This window comes from Pseudomonas sp. NPDC087342, assembly GCF_044744265.1.
Taxonomy (GTDB): Bacteria; Pseudomonadota; Gammaproteobacteria; order Pseudomonadales; family Pseudomonadaceae; genus Aquipseudomonas; species Aquipseudomonas nunensis.
The window spans coordinates 11,645-29,132 of record NZ_JBIUXZ010000022.1 but is presented as its reverse complement, the minus strand read 5'-3'; the positions used below and the strand labels follow the sequence as shown (position 1 = coordinate 29,132).

The 17,488-nt window shown below is 60.3% G+C and carries 12 protein-coding genes and 3 tRNA genes; all 15 read right to left on the bottom strand.

Annotated features, from left to right (window positions below; genetic code table 11):
* Window position 1: 1 nt before the first annotated feature.
* Window positions 2-775 (bottom strand): HpcH/HpaI aldolase/citrate lyase family protein, encoded by a 774-nt coding sequence (locus ACIOYV_RS26960; protein ID WP_401328579.1) that lies wholly within the window; start codon window positions 773-775, stop codon window positions 2-4.
* The gene (locus ACIOYV_RS26955) at window positions 769-2,628 is read right to left on the bottom strand and encodes an IucA/IucC family protein (RefSeq protein ID WP_401328576.1); all 1,860 of its coding nucleotides are present in this window, start codon (window positions 2,626-2,628) and stop codon (window positions 769-771) included. Before ACIOYV_RS26955 ends, ACIOYV_RS26960 begins: the two co-directional genes overlap by 7 nt.
* A gap of 18 nt (window positions 2,629-2,646) precedes the next feature.
* Entirely contained in the window at window positions 2,647-4,062 is a 1,416-nt protein-coding gene (locus ACIOYV_RS26950; RefSeq protein WP_290028779.1) for a DHA2 family efflux MFS transporter permease subunit, read from the bottom strand.
* Window positions 4,059-5,270 carry a type III PLP-dependent enzyme gene (locus ACIOYV_RS26945; protein ID WP_401328574.1) on the bottom strand — a complete coding sequence of 404 codons (1,212 nt, stop codon included), beginning with the start codon at window positions 5,268-5,270 and terminating at the stop codon, window positions 4,059-4,061. The genes ACIOYV_RS26950 and ACIOYV_RS26945 overlap by 4 nt, the downstream gene beginning before the upstream one ends.
* Window positions 5,263-7,044 (bottom strand): IucA/IucC family protein, encoded by a 1,782-nt coding sequence (locus ACIOYV_RS26940; RefSeq protein WP_401328571.1) that lies wholly within the window; start codon window positions 7,042-7,044, stop codon window positions 5,263-5,265. Before ACIOYV_RS26940 ends, ACIOYV_RS26945 begins: the two co-directional genes overlap by 8 nt.
* A 197-nt stretch (window positions 7,045-7,241) precedes the next feature.
* Window positions 7,242-8,618, bottom strand: a complete 1,377-nt coding sequence (locus ACIOYV_RS26935) for a diaminobutyrate--2-oxoglutarate transaminase (RefSeq protein ID WP_401328568.1) — start codon at window positions 8,616-8,618, stop codon at window positions 7,242-7,244.
* A gap of 351 nt (window positions 8,619-8,969) precedes the next feature.
* On the bottom strand, window positions 8,970-11,393 hold the full coding sequence (locus ACIOYV_RS26930) for a TonB-dependent siderophore receptor (protein WP_401328565.1): 2,424 nt from the start codon (window positions 11,391-11,393) through the stop codon (window positions 8,970-8,972).
* Window positions 11,394-11,460: 67 nt separating this feature from the next.
* Entirely contained in the window at window positions 11,461-12,411 is a 951-nt protein-coding gene (locus tag ACIOYV_RS26925; RefSeq protein ID WP_401328562.1) for a FecR domain-containing protein, read from the bottom strand.
* Window positions 12,408-12,917, bottom strand: coding sequence for a sigma-70 family RNA polymerase sigma factor (locus ACIOYV_RS26920; protein ID WP_054052949.1), 510 nt, complete (start codon window positions 12,915-12,917; stop codon window positions 12,408-12,410). Before ACIOYV_RS26920 ends, ACIOYV_RS26925 begins: the two co-directional genes overlap by 4 nt.
* Window positions 12,918-13,308: 391 nt before the next feature.
* Window positions 13,309-13,385, bottom strand: a tRNA-Asp gene (locus ACIOYV_RS26915).
* A gap of 92 nt (window positions 13,386-13,477) precedes the next feature.
* Window positions 13,478-13,554: transfer RNA gene (locus tag ACIOYV_RS26910), tRNA-Asp, on the bottom strand.
* Window positions 13,555-13,609: 55 nt separating this feature from the next.
* Window positions 13,610-13,685 (bottom strand) — tRNA-Val (locus tag ACIOYV_RS26905).
* A 183-nt stretch (window positions 13,686-13,868) separates the two neighbouring features.
* Window positions 13,869-14,642, bottom strand: a complete 774-nt coding sequence (locus tag ACIOYV_RS26900; RefSeq protein ID WP_401328559.1) for an SDR family oxidoreductase — start codon at window positions 14,640-14,642, stop codon at window positions 13,869-13,871.
* The gene (locus tag ACIOYV_RS26895) at window positions 14,639-15,850 is read right to left on the bottom strand and encodes an O-succinylhomoserine sulfhydrylase (RefSeq protein WP_054615508.1); all 1,212 of its coding nucleotides are present in this window, start codon (window positions 15,848-15,850) and stop codon (window positions 14,639-14,641) included. The genes ACIOYV_RS26900 and ACIOYV_RS26895 overlap by 4 nt, the downstream gene beginning before the upstream one ends.
* A 132-nt stretch (window positions 15,851-15,982) precedes the next feature.
* Complete coding sequence (gene purF, locus ACIOYV_RS26890) at window positions 15,983-17,488, bottom strand: amidophosphoribosyltransferase (protein ID WP_401328556.1); 1,506 nt, start codon at window positions 17,486-17,488, stop codon at window positions 15,983-15,985.

The following is a 17,488-nucleotide window of genomic DNA, read 5'->3' as shown; positions in this document are numbered from 1 at the left end:
ATTATTTTCCTTCTGCTGAAGTGGCGGCCAATTTGGCCTGGAGGGCACGAAAAGCGATGCCACGCTCGTCACCCAAAACAAAACTTTTAACGCCCCGGCCCAACCACCGTTCGTGGTCACCCGGCTGGCGTGGAATCGCGCAGTACGGCACGCCGGCAGCACTGGCGGCTTGCCAACTGGCGAGTAGCGCTTGCTGCACGTCGGGGCGGTCGATCTGCCACGGCGTCCCCATCGATTGCGACAAATCCGCCGCGCCTTCGAGGATCATGTCGAGGCCCGGTACGGCGGCAATTTCTGCCGCGCGCCGCACGCCTTCGACGCTTTCGATCATCGCCACGATCATGATTTGCGCGTTGGCCAGACCGATGTATTCCGCCAGGCTATGTTTGCCGAATGCACCGGGGCGCCCGGCGTTCAAGCTGCGATTGCCCTGCGGATGGAATTTGCAGGCGCGGATGCTTTCGGCCAACGATTCGGGGCTTTCGATCATCGGCAACACGATGCCCTGGGCACCGCCATCGAGCAGGCGCAGCATGGTTTTCGGATTGAGGTCCGCCACTCGCACCAGCGGCGTGAGCGCGTAGCTCTCGGCGGTGCGGATCATGTTCTCCACGGTTTCCGGGTTGATCAGCACGTGTTCCATGTCGATGATCACGAAATCGAAACCGGCCTCGGCAATCAATTCGATGGCCGCTGGCGCCGGGATCGAGCTGATCAAACCGTAGGCCGACTCCCCGTTAAGGAGCTTCTGCTTGAGCAGATTGGTCCTCAGCATGATTGCGGCCGGAACGCGTGCAGCGGGTTCGGCACCTTTTTGAATCGACGTTCGCCATCGCCCAGCAGGCGGCGTTTGGTCAGTTCCTCGACTTCGTAGAACTGCGCGAACACATCAAATGCGTCATAGCGCAAACGGTGTTGCGGGTGATTGGCCTGGTAACCGGTGATGACCTCGGCGGTCATCTGCCAGAACTCGGTTTCGGCCAGTTGATAGTGCTGATGCAGGAAGATCGCCATCTCGGCCAGGGCGATGAAAAAGAACGAGTCACAGGAGAAATCGCGCACTGCATCCACATCGTCAGTGAGGATGAACGAGTTGCGATTGAGCTTGGCGTGGCTGGCCGGCAGCGGTACCAGAGTCGGGCTCAGCTCGGGGCGGCCGAGGTGTTGCGGCGAATAGCGCACGCCGTCGTGGAAGTCTTTCAGGGCAATCCGTTGCGGCCAGCCTTGCTTGACGATCAGGACGATGTTCTGCCCGTGGGATTCCATGCCGATGCCTTCGGCGTAGAGCATGTGAATGATCGGCGACACCGCGACTTGCAGCAGTTGTCGGGTCCAGGCATGCAGGCCGTGTTGCTTGATCCAGGCGTCGATAAACGGGGTTTGTTCACCGTCACCGTAGCGGTTGTCCACGGAGCTCAAGCCATTGAATGGCACCGCTTGCTCATCGTCTTCCAGGTACTGGTGAATACTTTCGCGCCACAGGGTGCCCATGGTGCCGTAGGCCTGGGACATACGCGTGGCGGGCAAGTGATCGTAGTCAAAACTGACGCCAACCACTTCGCCGAGAATCACAAACCCGAGGTCGCGGGCGGTGCTGTCACTGCGGATCAACTGGTGCAGCCAGTCGGTGATGATCGGGCCGTTCATCACGGTGTGACGGGCCAGGATGCGCGTGCTGGAGGTGTTGGTCATGCTCAGCGCGAGTTTGACGTAAGGCCGCTGTTTGTCCGTGACGTTGGCCAGGGTGCGGATCGATTGCTGCGCTTTATAACGATCATCCGTGGTGCCGAGATGGATCACCTCGCCGCTGACCAGTTCCGGGTAGAACACCGGGACAACAACGTTTTCCCACTGCCACGGGTGCACCGGCATCAGCCAGTAATCGCCCATCGACTTGCCTTGGTCGGTCAGGCTTTCTGCGAGTTCCTGCCAGCGCTGAAGGCCGAATTCCTGCTGGATGAAATCGGCGTAGTTCAGGTGGCGGGAGATGTTCATCGCCCCGCAGGTTTTCGCCACGGCCAGCCAGACAATGGCGACTGGCGTGGCAAATTCTGGCCCGTAATTGGCGTTGTCTTTCAGCGAAAAACCGATGCGCGATTTGTAGCAAGGGTGATAGCTGTGGGCATCCATGAAGTGCTGTTCCAGCGCATCGACGTCCAGTTGATACGGTGGCTTTGCAGCCTGATAACCCTGGCTGCGCGATTGCAGATCCTTGAGCAGGGTTTGTTCCAGTTCATGGGTGAAGCGTGGCAGGTGCGGACTGTCCTGAAGCTCGCTCAGCAGTTCGGCCAGCGCTTGATGCAAGTGCGGTTGGCTGTGCTTGCCCTGGGCATCGACGCGCTCAAGGCTGGAGTAGTCGAGGCGGATCAGTTCGAAACTCGCGCTGAGCAAACCGGTGCAGTGGTATTCCACCGGTTGTTGCAGGGCATCAAAGCCGCTGACTACAAACCGGTATTGGCTGCCAGCCAGAGGTGAATGTTGGTACGGCAGCACGTTTTCATACAGCAGGGTTTGCAGCAGTTGGCCGACCACCCGCTGTTCCACTTGTTGATAACGCTGAGTGTCAGCGGTCGCCAGCCAGACGCCTGGAACCTGAGGTGTTGCCTGAGATGAGGTCGCCATTGTCATACCTTGTCGATTAAAGAATTAACGCTGTTCGAGGGCCGAAGGCAGTGCCTCGGCCGGCTCGTCGGATGCGTGGACGGGGAAACGCCAGGCGCAGGGCAGCGCCAGCAAAACCAGGATGCCGGTGGCCATGAACACTTCACTGATCGCCCCCGGCGTAGCGGCGGAATCAACCCCGGTACCGAGACGAAACTCGAGCCAGAGTGAAGCGATGACGATGGCCAGCGACGACACGAGGCGCCGCGAAATGTTGTTCATCGCCGCGCCCTGAGTGACCATCGGTTCGGGCAGCGCATTGAGCCCGGCGGTGGTAATCGGGATGTATGACAGGCCGAGCCCGGCGCCGCGCACCATCATCAGGAAAAACACCACGCCGATGGAGGAGCCGGCACCGAGCAGGCCCAGGCCCAGCGTCGCGGCGCCGGTCAGCAGCAGCCCCCAGAGCACCACGCCCCGAGGTCCGTGCCGATCCAGCCAGCGACCGCCGAGATGCCCGAACAGGCTGGCAAACGCCGCCGTGCACAGCAGCGACAGACCGGTCCAGATCGCGCTGTAGCCCATCACCACTTGCACCAGCAGCGGCAGCAACACCAGGCACTCGAACATGCCGACCGACTGCACCACCGCGATGATCACGCTCAAGCGATAACCGCGCAGGGCGAAGATCCGCAGATTGAGCAACGGTGAGGTGCGGTTCAGTTCCAGGCGCACAAAGGCGACCAGACACAGGATCGCCGCCAGCAACATGCCGAGATTGAGCGGATCGGTCAGGGCTTCGGCGTGACGCAAACGCCCCACCGCGACCATCAGCAGGCCAATGCCCGCCGCGATCAACAGATAACCCGCTAGGTCGAACGGTTTGCGCTCGGACGCTTCGGACGCTGGCAGCACCGCCACGCCTAGAATCAGCGCCACCAAACCAATCGGCACATTCATCAGGAACAGCGAACGCCAACTGAACCACTCCAGCATCAGGCTGCCGCACAACGGCCCCAACGCTGGCGCCAGCATCACCGCCGCGCCCCACATTCCGGTGACCCGGCCCCGCTCGCCCTTGGCGTACACCGAAAAAATGATCGCCAACGACAGCGGAATCATCAGCCCGCTGGCAATGCCCTGCACCACCCGCGCGGTGATCACCAGCGCGATGGAATTGGCCAGCGCGCCCATCAGCGAGCCGCAGACAAACAGCGCCACGCCCCATAAATAGAGACGCTTGCGCCCTACCCGCTGACTGAGAAAGCTGGTTAGCGGCATGGTCATGCCCATGCTCACCATGAATGCCGCGACGATCCACGTGGCCAGCAGCGGACCGATCTCGAAGGCAGTCATGAATGCCGGCAATGCCGGGTTGAGTGAGCTGTTGTTGAGGCTGACGGTCAACGTGCCCAACAGCACATTGACCACCACCAGCCAGCGCGGAGCGGCGACCGTCAAACCCAAGATGCGCCTCCTGCGTCTTGCACGAACAGCTGTGGCGGTCGCGGATGACAGAGGAAATCGGCGTGGGAAATGTTGTAGCCGTAGGCACCGGCCAGCGGCAGCACCAGCATGTCGCCGACTTCGACACCAGTCAGCGGGCAATCGCGGCTCAGCACATCCTTGGGCGTGCAGAGTTGCCCGACCACGGTCCACTTCTGTTGCACTGCACCGGAAGTTGCGGGATGCCGTGGCAGATGAATCACCGGGTGATCGTGCCCCTGCGCAACGGGTAGGCGGAAATGGTGGGTGCCGCCGCGACAGACCAGGAAGTGCTTGCCATGACTGGTTTTGCTGTCCAGCACTTCGATCGCGTAATAGCCGCAATACGCACTGATGAAACGACCGGGCTCAAAGCGCACGATCGGCGCATCGGCACACGCCGCGAGGGACTCCCCAAGGTCCGCGCACAAACGCGGCCAATCGAATTGCTGCGAGCCGAGGTAATTCACGCCGATGCCGCCGCCGACATTGAGATGAGTAATGGTCGCCGGATTCGCCGACAACGCCTTCCATTGCGGCCAGCGTTCCAGGTACAGGTCCAGCAGTTGCTCGTGACGTTCCACCAGCGACTGATGGGACATCGCATGCACATGGAAACCCTTGAGCCGCAGGTGACTGGCGTTATCGACCCAGCTCACCGCTTGGGCCAGCTCCGACTCGTCAATCCCGAACGGTGTGGCAGTGCCCGCCATCGCGAGTTTGCTCGACAGCGGCGACGGCAGTTCCGGGTTGATCCGCAGCAACACGTCCTGCACCCGCCCCGCTTCCAGCGCCAGCCGTTGCAGACGCACGATTTCATTCAGGCTTTCGATGTGAATCGCTTCGACCTGATGTTGCAGCGCTGAACGCAGGTCGGAGTCGAGTTTGCCGGGGCCGGAGAAGATGAACGGTTTGGGCGTCGGGCAGGTCTGGACCCGATCGATCTCGCCGCCGGAGGAAATCTCGAAGCCGTGCACCAACGGCGCCACGGTGGCGAGGATTTGCGGTTCGCTGTTGGCCTTGATCGCGTAGTAAAGCTCCACGCCTTCGGGCAGTGCCGCCATCACTTGAGTGACGTGCTGTTTCAGCGCGTCCAGGTCGTAGATGAACAGCGCCAGCGGGTCTTCGTTTTGGATACGGGCTTCGTCGATGGCGGCCAGCACCGTTGCGGGCAGCTTATCCATGCCGGGTCTCCTTGCCCCACGGGGACTCCAGGGTGACGTAGCCGGCCTGACGATCAGCCTTGGCGGCCAGACGCACTTTCAGGTTGGTCTTGCAGGCAATCGGCTGACCGTCAATCAGCGCATCCAGCTCCGGTGCCGCGCGAGTCAGTTCGGCGCGGATGCTGATCAGTTGCTGCTCGACCCGTTGCCACATCAGCGGCGCCAGGTGCGGACGCTCCCAACTCAGGGCCAGCACGGCCTCGGACAAGTTGTTGACGAACAGGCAATAGACGATGCGGTTCCAGCCTTGTGCGCGGGTATAGAGCAACGACTCACGCACCCGTGGATGCACGTCGGCGTCGATCCGCGAGGCACCGAGTTCCTCGGTCAGTTTCACCCCTTCGAAATCCCGCAGCAGCAGGCGTTGCGGGCGACCGTTGTCATGCACCAACACGCTGTTTTGCAGGTGCGGTTCCATGACGATGCCGTGGTTGAAGAACAACGCCAGCACCGGTCGTAGCAGCAGCGCCTGATAATCGTCGAACCAGCTCAGCAACTGTTGATCGTCAATGTCGTTGCCGTTGAAGCGACTCAGGAACTCATGCACCAACGGCCGCAGATGCAGACCTCGGGCGAACAACGTGCCGGCCATGATGCTGCAGTCGGTGCCGCTGTCGAGGCAGAAGTTCTCGCGCAGGATTGCTCCGGTCTGTTCGCGGAACCAATGGCTGTCCGCTTCGCTGACGCTGTGCGGTGCCCAGCTCAACAGGCCCGGCTCGGCCACCACCGACAAGCCGCCGAGGGTTTCGGGTTGGGTCAGTTGCAGGTTGCGGAAAATGCGGTCGATCATCAGCGCGCTTTCCAGTTCGTACCAGGCGTTTTTCCGGACGCAATTGGTGATGCGCACGTTCAATGAGCCCTTGATAAAGAATTCATGACCTTCGATGTACCAGGTGCGGATCGACGCCGTGGGATTGGCCATCAGGCCCGTGGCGCCGAGATCGACAATCGCTTTGGACTTGAGCAATTGCTGCACCCGGCCGTCCTGCATGAACAACTGTGCCTGGACCGGGTGCATGCAGATCACTGCGTGCCCTGGTCGCGCCTGTGACTGATCGGCAAAACCGGCCAACACTTGCGCTTTGCTCAGACCGTTGGCGCCGACGCTCAAGCCTTCCAGCGGCACTTCGAACAGGTGCAACGCCGTGCGCGCCTGGAATTCCGGAGCGTAGGTTTCCTGGGCCAGATGCGCTGGCCACAGTCGCGCTTTAGGTGCCGGGTGGTTCGGGTGACCAAACCACAAGCCTTGCTCACTGGCCAGGTAACCGCTGAGCGGGTCCGCGTCCTTCGGCGTGTTGTGGCCGACGATGGCGGCGGTCAGCAACTGGCTTTGCAGCACCTGATCCAGCAGTTCATCGTTGCTGGCGCGAGTCATGTGTTCGCACGCCGTGAGCAACTGCTCGACGAACTCGGCAAACCCCAGGCACGACCAGTCGCCCTCGCCGCGCCGGGCATAAACGTCCGACAGGTAACGGTGACTGCCGAGACCGTCGCGGCGGTCCACTATCACAAAGAATTGCTGCTGGTTCGGCAGCTTGATGGTCAGGGGAATGCCCTTCCATTCCAGGCCTTCGAGGTAACTGCCCGGGGCAATACCTTGCATCTGCGTCGGCCAACTGTAACTGAGGCAGTTTTCCGGCAAGGCAAACTCTTTGATCAAGCAATTAAGCAACGCGCACGTCGTTGCCAATTCACTGACCATATTCGGTAACACATTGCGATTTGGATGATTCATGGGTGCTCCACAGTAGCCCGTGAGGTCACTGAATACGTCTCGCGAAAAAATTAGTTGCTGCTCGACTGATTTAACGGCCGAAGAAACTCCACATAACGACATGAATTCGCTGAGCCTTTTAAATAATCAATGGCATCTGCACCAACACCCTAAAACTGAAACATGGCGATTGGCTTAGGCAACTTCGATGGATTAACTCAGGGACGCAACTGCAATAAGGCAGCGGTCACGGCGTTATCAAAACGCTGAATCACTTGTTGGCATTGTTCGTCGTCGATAATCAACGGTGGCAACAAACGGATAACATTGCCCTTGCGGCCGCCGCGTTCCAGCAACAAACCTTGTTTGAAACACTGTTGCTGGATGGCCACGGCCAGCGCCGGGTCCATCGGGAAATGCCCGTGGCGATCAGCCGGTTGACGTTCGTCGACAATCTCGATGCCCAGCATCAAGCCGCGACCGCGCACCTGGCCCAGCGCCGGATAGTGCTTCCGCAACCCGATCAATCGATCCTTGAGCCACTGGCCACGGCGCTCGGCATGGGCTGCGAGGTGTTGCTGTTGCAGCACCTGCATCGTGGCCAGCCCGGCGGCCATGGCCATCTGGTTGCCGCGGAAAGTACCGGCGTGGTTGCCCGGCTCCCAGGCGTCGAACTCGCGACGGATGCCTAGCACTGCCATGGGCAAACCACCGCCGAGGGCTTTGGACATGACGATCAGGTCCGGCTCGATTTCGGCGTGCTCAAACGCAAACATCTTGCCGGTGCGACCAAAACCGGTCTGCACTTCGTCGAGGATCAGCAGGATGCCGTGCTTGCGCGTCACCTCGCGGATTGCCCGCAGCCAGCTGACCGGGGCGCAGTTGACCCCGCCCTCGCCCTGCACCGCTTCGAGAATTACCGCCGCGGGCAGCGACACGCCGCTTTCGACGTCTTCAATGAACTGGGTGAAATAGTGGGTCAGAGCCTCGACCCCGGCCTCGCCGCCAATCCCCAGCGGGCAGCGGTATTCGTGAGGGAACGGCATGAACTGCACCCCTGGCATCAGGCTCGCGATCGCATTTTTCGGCGCGGTGTTACCGGTCAGGGCCAGGGCGCCGTGGGTCATGCCGTGGTAGGCCCCGGAGAAACTGATGATGTTATTGCGCCCGGTGTAGGTCTTGGCCAGTTTCAGCGCCGCTTCCACTGCATCCGCCCCGGACGGCCCGCAAAATTGCAGGCAGTAATCGCGACCCTGGTCCGGCAACAGGCTGAGCAGCGTCTCGCAGAAGGCATCTTTGACCGGTGTCGTCAGGTCCAGCGTGTGCATCGGCAAGCCAGACGTTAGGAAGCTGTCGAGGCAGGCCATGACCGCCGGGTGATTGTGCCCCAGGGCCAACGTACCAGCGCCGGCCAGGCAGTCGAGATAAGTATTGCCCTCGACGTCAGTTACCCAGACTCCGTGCGCCTTGGCGATTGCCAGTGGCAATTTACGCGGATAGCTGCGTACATTTGATTCGAACTTGCTTTGTCGAGCCAGATAGTCGGCATTGGTTTTTTGCAATGGATTAGAGTGCAATAAGCCATCATTCAACATCGGTTTATCCTCGATAAGTTTCGATATGCAAACTATTCCCATTTAGAAATGGACGCAACTGCTGGCCCTGACTTTTTTGGAATATTTACATAACTTGATATTCAATCATTAAAACTTTTCGCGCACACAACTTCACAAGTTATGAAAACCTGAGAGTCGATCATCAGTGCCATTATCCGGCCATGTTCTTGTTATAAATCTGACAACTTTGTTATTACCCTGAAGCAGGCACTAACTTATAGAAATGTATCGCGATAGTTCATCAAGTCACGATGAGCATGGTTTCTTCCTCTAAAGGAAATAGCTGACTGCGGCGCCCCTCCCTGTGGCGCAGCGCACGTTTGAATGGATTCAGAAGTCGACGGTCGCCGACAGGAGATAGGTTCGTGGGGTCGACAGCGTCAATCCAGGCTCGCTGTCATCCGAGGCACCGGCCGAGCTCCAGTAGCGCTTGTCCGCTACGTTCTCGACGTTGGCACGCAAGGTGATGTTCTTTTCGTCGACCTTGAAGGCGTAGCGAGCGCCGACGTCCATACGCGTCCAGGAATCGATTTCCTTGACGTTGGACTGGTCCAGGTACTGCGAGCTGGAATAGATGGCGCGGCTGGTCAGGGTCAAGCCTTCCACGGAGCGCACGTCATATTCGGCGCCCACGTTGACGTTGTATTTCGGCGTCGCAGGCGCGCGATTGCCGTCGAAGGTGCCATTGGTGGTGTTTTTCAACTCACTGTCGATGTACATGACGCCGCCGAGCAGGCGGACGCCTTTGAGCGGTTCACCGAACATGCTCACTTCCACGCCGGTGTTTTCGCGCTTGCCGTTCGGGCCGAAGACGCGCGTCTGAGCGTTGGTCTCATAGGCCGGCTGCTTGATGCGGAATACTGCGGCGGTGACGGCGAACGGGCCCGCGTCATACTTGGCACCGACCTCAACCGAACGGCTGATGAACGGCGGGAAGATTTCGTCTTCGTTCACCGAAGTCGACGGCGCGATCTTGCCCTGGCTCAGGCCTTCCATGTAGTTGGCGTACAGCGAAAGCTTGTCGGTGGCCTTGAACAGGATGCCGCCCGACGGAGAAACTTTTTCCTCATCGTAAGCCGTGTCGCCTTTGATATTGTCCGACCAGTCGTCGACCTTCACGCGCTGCCAGCGGGCACCGAGTGTCAGCAATACGCGGTCATCGAAGAAGCCCAGAGTGTCGGACAACGCCACGCCGCTGAAGCGGTTCTCGGTGTAGACCTTGGGATCCTGTCGCGTGGGTCGGACCGGCGTCGGCGTTTCCACGGGGTCATAGAGGTTGCTGGGGGACGCAGCATAACGGGCGCCGCCGTTTTCAAAGTCCATGTAGAAGTAGCTGGCCGCCAGGTTGACTTCATGGCTCACCGGACCGGTGTGGAACCAGTTGCGCACACCGAAATTGGCCGTGCGGACATTTTCGTCACGGGTGAAGTCGCGCGGTTGAACGCTGAAATCGCCAGCGTTGTTGGTGATGGAAACGGCATGCCGGAGGAAGTCATGATTACTTTTCCGCGCGCCCACGCCACCGTAGAGCATCACGGAATCACTGACATCGAATTCGCCATTCACCGTGCCGAAGGTGTCCTCGGTCCGCGCTTTGCTCCACGGCTGCGCATAGTTGCTGCGGACTTCGCTGGCGTGCGGAACCTGTGCGTTCGCACCGACGATCACACGCTCTTGCGGGGCATCGGTATCACGCTCGGTGTGCCCGACATCGGTCGAGAGGCGCAAACGCTCACCGCGAAAATCCAGGCCCAGCACGAACATGTCGCGGTCGACGCTCTGGTGATCCCATTCGGTATCACCGGACTGCTTCACGCCGTTGAAGCGCAAACCGAACTTGTCATCCTCACCAAAGCGCCGACCGATATCCACGGCGCCGCCGATCTGGTTGTTGGACGCGTAATTGGTGGTGAACGAGGTGATCGGCTTGTCGGTGGCGCGCTTGGGCACCACGTTGATCCCGCCACCGACGCTACCCCGTGGCGAGATGCCATTGATGAGCTGGCTCGGGCCTTTGAGGATGTCGACGCGGTCTGCCATCTCCATGTCGATCGTGTAGGTCGGCAGCACGCCGTAGAGGCCGTTGTAGGAAACATCGCTGTTGAACAGGCTGAGACCGCGAATGGTGAACTGCTCATAACGTCCTCCCGCCGGGTTGGTGGCGCGAACGGAAGGATCGCTGGCAACCAGATCGCCCAAGGTCCGCGCCTGCTGGTTCTTGACTGCCTCACTGGTGTAGGTGGTCATGCTGAACGGCGTTTCCATGAAGTCTTTCGAGCCCAGCAAGCCTTGCGAGCCTTTGCGCGCGACCTGGCCACCGGCATACACCTCGCCGTCCGATCCGCCTGTGGCACCGAGAATCGAGGTCGGCGCCAGTTGCAGGCTGCCGCCTTCCGGCGCCGGGGTCAGGATGTAGGCCTGTTCGCCCACCGGTTGCAACTGCAGACCGGAGCCCTGCAACAACCGGGCAAAGCCCTCCTCGACGGCGAAGTCACCGGACAGACCCGGGCTGTTACGCCCGCTGACGAGTGCCGGGTCCACCGACAGATTGACTCCGGCAAGCCCCGCGAAACGGGTCAACGCGGCACTGAGGCTGCCGGCCGGCACCTGGTAACTGCGTTTAGACGCATCGGCGGCCCAACCGGAAGTGATGAACAACGGGCAGGCACTCAGGCTCAACAACAGACTCAAGTGCAACAACGGGCGCAGCCTGGATGGAGCCAGACGCGTACTGCAAGGCATCACTGCGGGCATTGAGAATCTCTCTGATTTCGTTTCACTTGCCTTGAATGACAAGCGACGCGAAAAAAGGGGACACGCCTCAAACAATATTTTTGCGCGGCAGCAGCGTTACCCAATAACGCGTACGCGAATGCACCTCCAGCGGCAGACTGGCCGCTAGCAACGCAAGGATGCGATCAGTGTCTTCCAGACGAAAACTGCCGGTGACACGCAGGGATTCCAGTTCCGGCTCCCAACGCAACACACCTGGGCGATAGGTGCTGAGCTCACGCAGAAAATCCCCGAGAGGCTGGTTCTGCGCCATCAGCACACCGTCACGCCAGCCTGGGGCGAGCACGTCGAATGGCTCGACAGCGCCGGCGCCCATCGCCTGAAGGTTGACCTGCTGGCCGCCGCGCAAGGAAAAGACCGGCCCGCGCAAAGGCTGCAACTGCACCGCGCCTTTAAGCACCGACACCTTGCACCCCGTCTGCCCCTGACGAACGCAGACTTCGCTCTGACTGACGATCACTTGCCCGAAGTGCGTCTGGATCGTCAGCGGCGAGGTCCCGGGCACGTTCAGCGCGACTTCGCCTTCTACGAGTTTCAGCAGTCGATACTTCATATCGATATCGACGGCGCTGGCGGTGTTTAATTGCAGCGTGCTGCCATCGGGTAACTGGACTTTCTTGCCCTCCCCGGTCGCCGTTCGCAGGTCGGCGCTCCAGACATCCAGCGGCAACTGTCGACTGATCAGCCAGGCAGCCGGCACCAGCGCCACCGCGCCGACAGCGCGTTTGAGGACGGTGCGCCGACTCGCTTGCGGCCGATCCAGACTGGCCATCGCCAAGGCTGGCGGCAGATCGGCAAAACGCTGGCGCAAGAATTGCGCCTTTTGCCAGGCTTGTTCGTGACTGGAATGACTGTCGCGCCAACTCTGCAACTCGGCGCGATCACGCTCATTGGCAGAGCCGGACTCCATCAGCGCCAGCCACCGCGCGGCGGCCCGCACGACCTGGCGGGCTTCAGCCGAAGGTGCTGAACCGATCACAGCTCCACCAGCAGGCAATGTTCATAGGCTTGAGCCATATAGCGTTTGATTGTGCGTTCCGAGACTTGCAGGCGTTCGGCGATCTCTTGATAACCCAGGCCTTCGAGCTGACTCCAGAGAAACGCCCGGCGCACCGGGCTCGGCAAGCCATCGAGCAATTCGTCCAGGGCTTGCAGGGTTTCCAGCAGGATCCAGCGCTGCTCGGGGGATGGCACGCAGTCCTCGGGCAGCAGCGCCAATGCACTGAGATAGGCCTGCTCCAGGCTGCGGCGTTTGTAGAAGTTGGTCAGCAGGCGCTTGCCCACGGTCGCCAGGTAGGCGCGGGGTTCTTGCAGGTCGGCGATGCTCTGGGAGCTGGCGAGTAAACGCACGAACGTGTCCTGACTCAGGTCCGCGGCATCACTGCCGTTGCTCATGCGTCGTCTTAACCAACTCTCGAGCCAGCCCCTGTGATCGCGGTACAGGTCGTGGAAGGTTTGCCCCGTCGGCATCGCTGCATCACTCATCTAATGGAACCCTGCGCGAAGAAATATTTTAAATGCGACTCATTCTAATTAGTGATGGGACTTCAAATAAAGCGCTTTGTGCGGTTTGCACCCAGTAAATACTTGAATAAATCAGTGGCGGGAGGAGGACTTCGGCGCGCAAGCACCGGTTAATCAGGGCTGCGGGTATTTGAGAGGAATTATCACGAAACGTCAGATTTCATTGCAGATCGCGCCTGTTTGGCGGATGCGAATCCCTGAGGCGAGGGAAAAGGAAGGAAAAGCCAAATCGCAGACACAAAAAACCCCGGTCTTTCGACCAGGGTCTTTGCTATCGACTCGAAGTGGATACTGGCATGACCAGCGTCTTTCTTCGTAGCTCCAAGGCGTTCAGTGGGCCTTGAAGCAGATATGGCGCAGCGGACGGGACTCGAACCCGCGACCCCCGGCGTGACAGGCCGGTATTCTAACCGACTGAACTACCGCTGCGTATCGCTTTGGACTTGCGTCCAATTAACTCGTCTGACTGGAAGCTTCGAGGCTTTCAATCTCGAACCAGGTCAAAACCTGCTTCGGAAATATGGCGCAGCGGACGGGACTCGAACCCGCGACCCCCGGCGTGACAGGCCGGTATTCTAACCGACTGAACTACCGCTGCGCGTCGGTGGAGGCTTTTAAAAGCTTCCATCTTGCTTTCGCAAGACTCTCGGAAGTGGTGGGTGATGACGGGATCGAACCGCCGACATTCTGCTTGTAAGGCAGACGCTCTCCCAGCTGAGCTAATCACCCGTTTGCATCTCCGAGGCCGCGAAATTTACGCAGGTAGCGAACCTAAGTCAATAGCAGGATTGAAGTTTTTTCAAAACAGCTTCAAGTCCCAAGCTTCAAGCCGCAAGGAAAAGCAGGATTGCGTATTAAGCCCCACAGAGGCTCGCCCTTGCTTGCAGCTTGTAGCTTGAAACTTGCGGCTGTCTACGCGTAGACCATCTTCTTGGTCATGCCGCCATCCACCACGAACTCCTGGCCCGTGACGAAACCGGCGTTCCTGGATAACAACCACGCCACCATTGCCGCCACGTCCTCGACCGTCCCTACCCTGCCCGCCGGATGCTGGGCATGGTCGGCATCGGTCAACGGTTCGGCACGCCGTGCCGTTGGATCCCGGGCATCGATCCAGCCGGGGCTGACCGCGTTGACGCGGATCTCCGGCCCCAGGCTGATCGCCAACGCGTGAGTCAGGGCCAACAGGCCGCCCTTGCTCGCCGCGTAAGCCTCTGTGTCCGGTTCCGACTGCCCGGCGCGGGTCGAGGCCAGGTTGACGATTGCACCGTTGTGAGCACGCAGGTACGGCGCACAGTGCTTGGCCAACAACATCGGCCCACTGAGGTTGACCGCCAAAACGCGGTTCCAGTAGGCCAGATCGAGGCTTTCCAGAGTGATGTTATGCGGATCGGCGACCGCCGCGTTGCACACCAACGCATCCAGACGCCCGAACTGCCCCAGCACTTCGGCAACGCCCAGCGCGACCTGTCCTTCGTTCGAGACGTCCATGGCGATGAACCAGGCGTTGTCGCCCAGCACCTTCGCCACTTTCGAACCGCGCACGCGATCCAGATCCGTCAGCACCACTTGCCAGCCTTCGCTGATCAGCCAGGCCGCGATGCCCAGGCCGATACCCCGCGCGGCACCGGTGACCAGCGCCACACGACCATGGGTGCCCGTACTCGGCGTCGACAACTCGATCACAAGGCAGCCAACCCGCGTGCCAGATCGGCTTGCAGGTCGGCTACATCTTCCAGGCCGACCGCGATGCGGATCAGGCTGTCACGGATGCCCGCCGCTTCACGCTCTTGCGGCGCCAGACGGCCGTGGGAGGTGGTGCTCGGGTGGGTGATGGTGGTCTTGGTGTCGCCGAGATTGGCGGTGATGGAAATCAAACGGGTCGCATCGATAAAGCGCCACGCGCCCTCTTTGCCGCCCTTGACCTCGAAACTCACGACCGCGCCGAAGCCCTTCTGCTGACGCAAGGCCAGTTCGTGCTGCGGATGGCTCTTGAGACCGGCGTAATGCACCTTCTCGATACCGTCCTGCTGCTCCAGCCATTCGGCCAGTTGCTGGGCGTTGGCACAGTGGGCCTTCATCCGCAGGTTCAGGGTTTCGAGGCCCTTGAGGAAAATCCAGGCGTTGAATGGGCTGAGGGTCGGCCCTGCGGTGCGCAGGAAACCGACGATTTCTTTCATCTGCTCGCTGCGACCGGCCACCACGCCGCCCATACAACGGCCCTGGCCGTCGATGAACTTGGTCGCCGAGTGCACGACGATGTCCGCGCCGAGCTTCAACGGCTGCTGCAAGGCAGGCGTGCAGAAGCAGTTGTCGACCACCAGCATCGCGCCTTTGGCGTGAGCGATTTTCGACAGTTCGGCGATATCGACCAACTCGGCCAGCGGGTTGGACGGCGACTCGACGAACAGCAACTTGGTGTTGGCCTTGATCGCCGCATCCCAACCGGACAGGTCCGCGAGCGGCACGTAGTCGACTTCGATGCCAAAGCGCTTGAAGTACTTCTCGAACAGGCTGATGGTCGAGCCGAACACGCTGCGCGACACCAGCACGTGGTCGCCAGCGCTGCACAGGCTCATCACCACCGCCATGATCGCAGCCATGCCAGTGGCCGTGGCCACCGCTTGTTCGGCGCTTTCCAGCGCGGCGATACGCTCTTCGAACGCACGCACGGTCGGGTTGGTGTAGCGCGAGTAAACGTTACCCGGCACTTCACCGGAAAAACGCGCCGCCGCATCGGCAGCGGTGCGGAATACGTAGCTGGAAGTGAAGAACATCGGATCACCGTGTTCGCCTTCCGGCGTACGGTGCTGACCGGCGCGTACGGCCAGGGTATCGAACGCTACGCCATCGAGGTCGCTGTCCAGCCGACCGGCATCCCAATCCTGACTCATGCTGTCACTCCTTGCCCTACTCGGTAATAGATACAAAATCGGCCTGTAGGAGCATGGCTTGCCCGCGAAGGGACCTTTGGGAACGCCAAAAGCTTCGCGGGCAAGCCTCGCTCCTACAGGCCGTTCGTTTACTCAGTTGTTATACAGATCAATGATCGCGCTGACTGCCTGGGTCTTGACCTTGGAGGCATCGTTACGCGCCTGCTCGATCTTGTTCAGATAAGCCTCATCGACGTCGCCGGTAACGTACTGGCCGTCGAATACTGCGCAATCGAACTTCTCGATCTTGATCTTGCCGCCACCGACCGCTTCGATCAAGTCAGGCAAGTCCTGATAGATCAGCCAGTCAGCACCGATCAGATCAGCCACGTCCTGGGTCGAACGGTTGTGGGCGATCAGCTCGTGAGCGCTCGGCATGTCGATGCCGTAGACGTTCGGGTAGCGAACGGCCGGGGCCGCCGAGCAGAAGTAGACGTTTTTCGCGCCGGCTTCACGGGCCATCTGGATGATCTGCTTGCAGGTGGTGCCGCGAACGATCGAGTCGTCCACCAGCATCACGTTCTTGCCGCGGAATTCCAGTTCGAAGGCGTTGAGCTTCTGGCGTACGGATTTTTTCCGTGCAGCCTGGCCCGGCATGATGAAGGTCCGGCCGATGTAGCGGTTCTTCACGAAGCCTTCGCGGAACTTGACGCCCAGGTGGTTCGCCAGCTCCAGGGCCGCGGTGCGGCTGGTGTCCGGGATCGGGATGACCACGTCGATGTCGTGCTCAGGGCGTTCGCGCAGGATCTTCTCGGCGAGTTTCTCGCCCATGCGCAGACGAGCCTTGTAGACCGAGACGCCGTCGATGATCGAGTCCGGACGCGCCAGGTAGACGTGTTCGAAGATGCACGGGGTCAGGGACGGGTTGGTCGCACACTGACGGGTGTGCAGCTTGCCGTCTTCAGTGATGTAGACCGCTTCGCCCGGTGCCAGGTCGCGAATCAGGGTGAAACCGAGCACGTCCAGGGACACGCTTTCGGAGGCGATCATGTACTCGACGCCTTCGTCGGTGTGACGCTGGCCGAAGACGATCGGGCGGATGCCGTGCGGGTCACGGAAACCGACGATACCGTAGCCGGTGATCATCGCCACGACCGCGTAACCACCGACGCAACGGTTGTGCACGTCAGTTACGGCGGCAAACACGTCTTCTTCGGTAGGCTGCAACTTGCCGCGCTGGGCCAGTTCGTGAGCGAACACGTTGAGCAGCACTTCCGAATCGGAATTGGTGTTGACGTGGCGCAGGTCTGATTCGTAAATCTCCTTGGCCAGCTGTTCAACGTTGGTCAGGTTACCGTTGTGCGCCAGGGTAATGCCGTAAGGCGAGTTGACGTAAAACGGTTGAGCCTCGGCCGAAGTCGAGCTGCCCGCGGTCGGATAACGCACATGGCCAATGCCCATGTGGCCGACCAGGCGCTGCATGTGACGCTGATGGAACACGTCACGCACAAGACCATTGTCCTTGCGCAGGAATAACCGGCCATCATGGCTGGTGACAATACCGGCAGCGTCCTGGCCGCGGTGCTGGAGCACGGTTAGCGCGTCATACAGCGCCTGATTGACGTTCGACTTACCGACGATACCTACGATGACACACAT

What these genes read in the sequence shown, in the direction of transcription:
- ACIOYV_RS26960 (WP_401328579.1), bottom strand. Translation starts at nt 775, where the DNA reads ATGCTGAGGACCAATCTGCTCAAGCAGAAGCTCCTTAACGGGGAGTCG.
- ACIOYV_RS26955 (WP_401328576.1), bottom strand. Translation starts at nt 2,628, where the DNA reads ATGACAATGGCGACCTCATCTCAGGCAACACCTCAGGTTCCAGGCGTC.
- ACIOYV_RS26945 (WP_401328574.1), bottom strand. Translation starts at nt 5,270, where the DNA reads ATGGATAAGCTGCCCGCAACGGTGCTGGCCGCCATCGACGAAGCCCGT.
- ACIOYV_RS26940 (WP_401328571.1), bottom strand. Translation starts at nt 7,044, where the DNA reads ATGAATCATCCAAATCGCAATGTGTTACCGAATATGGTCAGTGAATTG.
- ACIOYV_RS26935 (WP_401328568.1), bottom strand. Translation starts at nt 8,618, where the DNA reads ATGTTGAATGATGGCTTATTGCACTCTAATCCATTGCAAAAAACCAAT.
- ACIOYV_RS26930 (WP_401328565.1), bottom strand. Translation starts at nt 11,393, where the DNA reads ATGCCCGCAGTGATGCCTTGCAGTACGCGTCTGGCTCCATCCAGGCTG.
- ACIOYV_RS26920 (WP_054052949.1), bottom strand. Translation starts at nt 12,917, where the DNA reads ATGAGTGATGCAGCGATGCCGACGGGGCAAACCTTCCACGACCTGTAC.
- ACIOYV_RS26895 (WP_054615508.1), bottom strand. Translation starts at nt 15,850, where the DNA reads ATGAGTCAGGATTGGGATGCCGGTCGGCTGGACAGCGACCTCGATGGC.
- purF (WP_401328556.1), bottom strand. Translation starts at nt 17,488, where the DNA reads ATGTGTGTCATCGTAGGTATCGTCGGTAAGTCGAACGTCAATCAGGCG.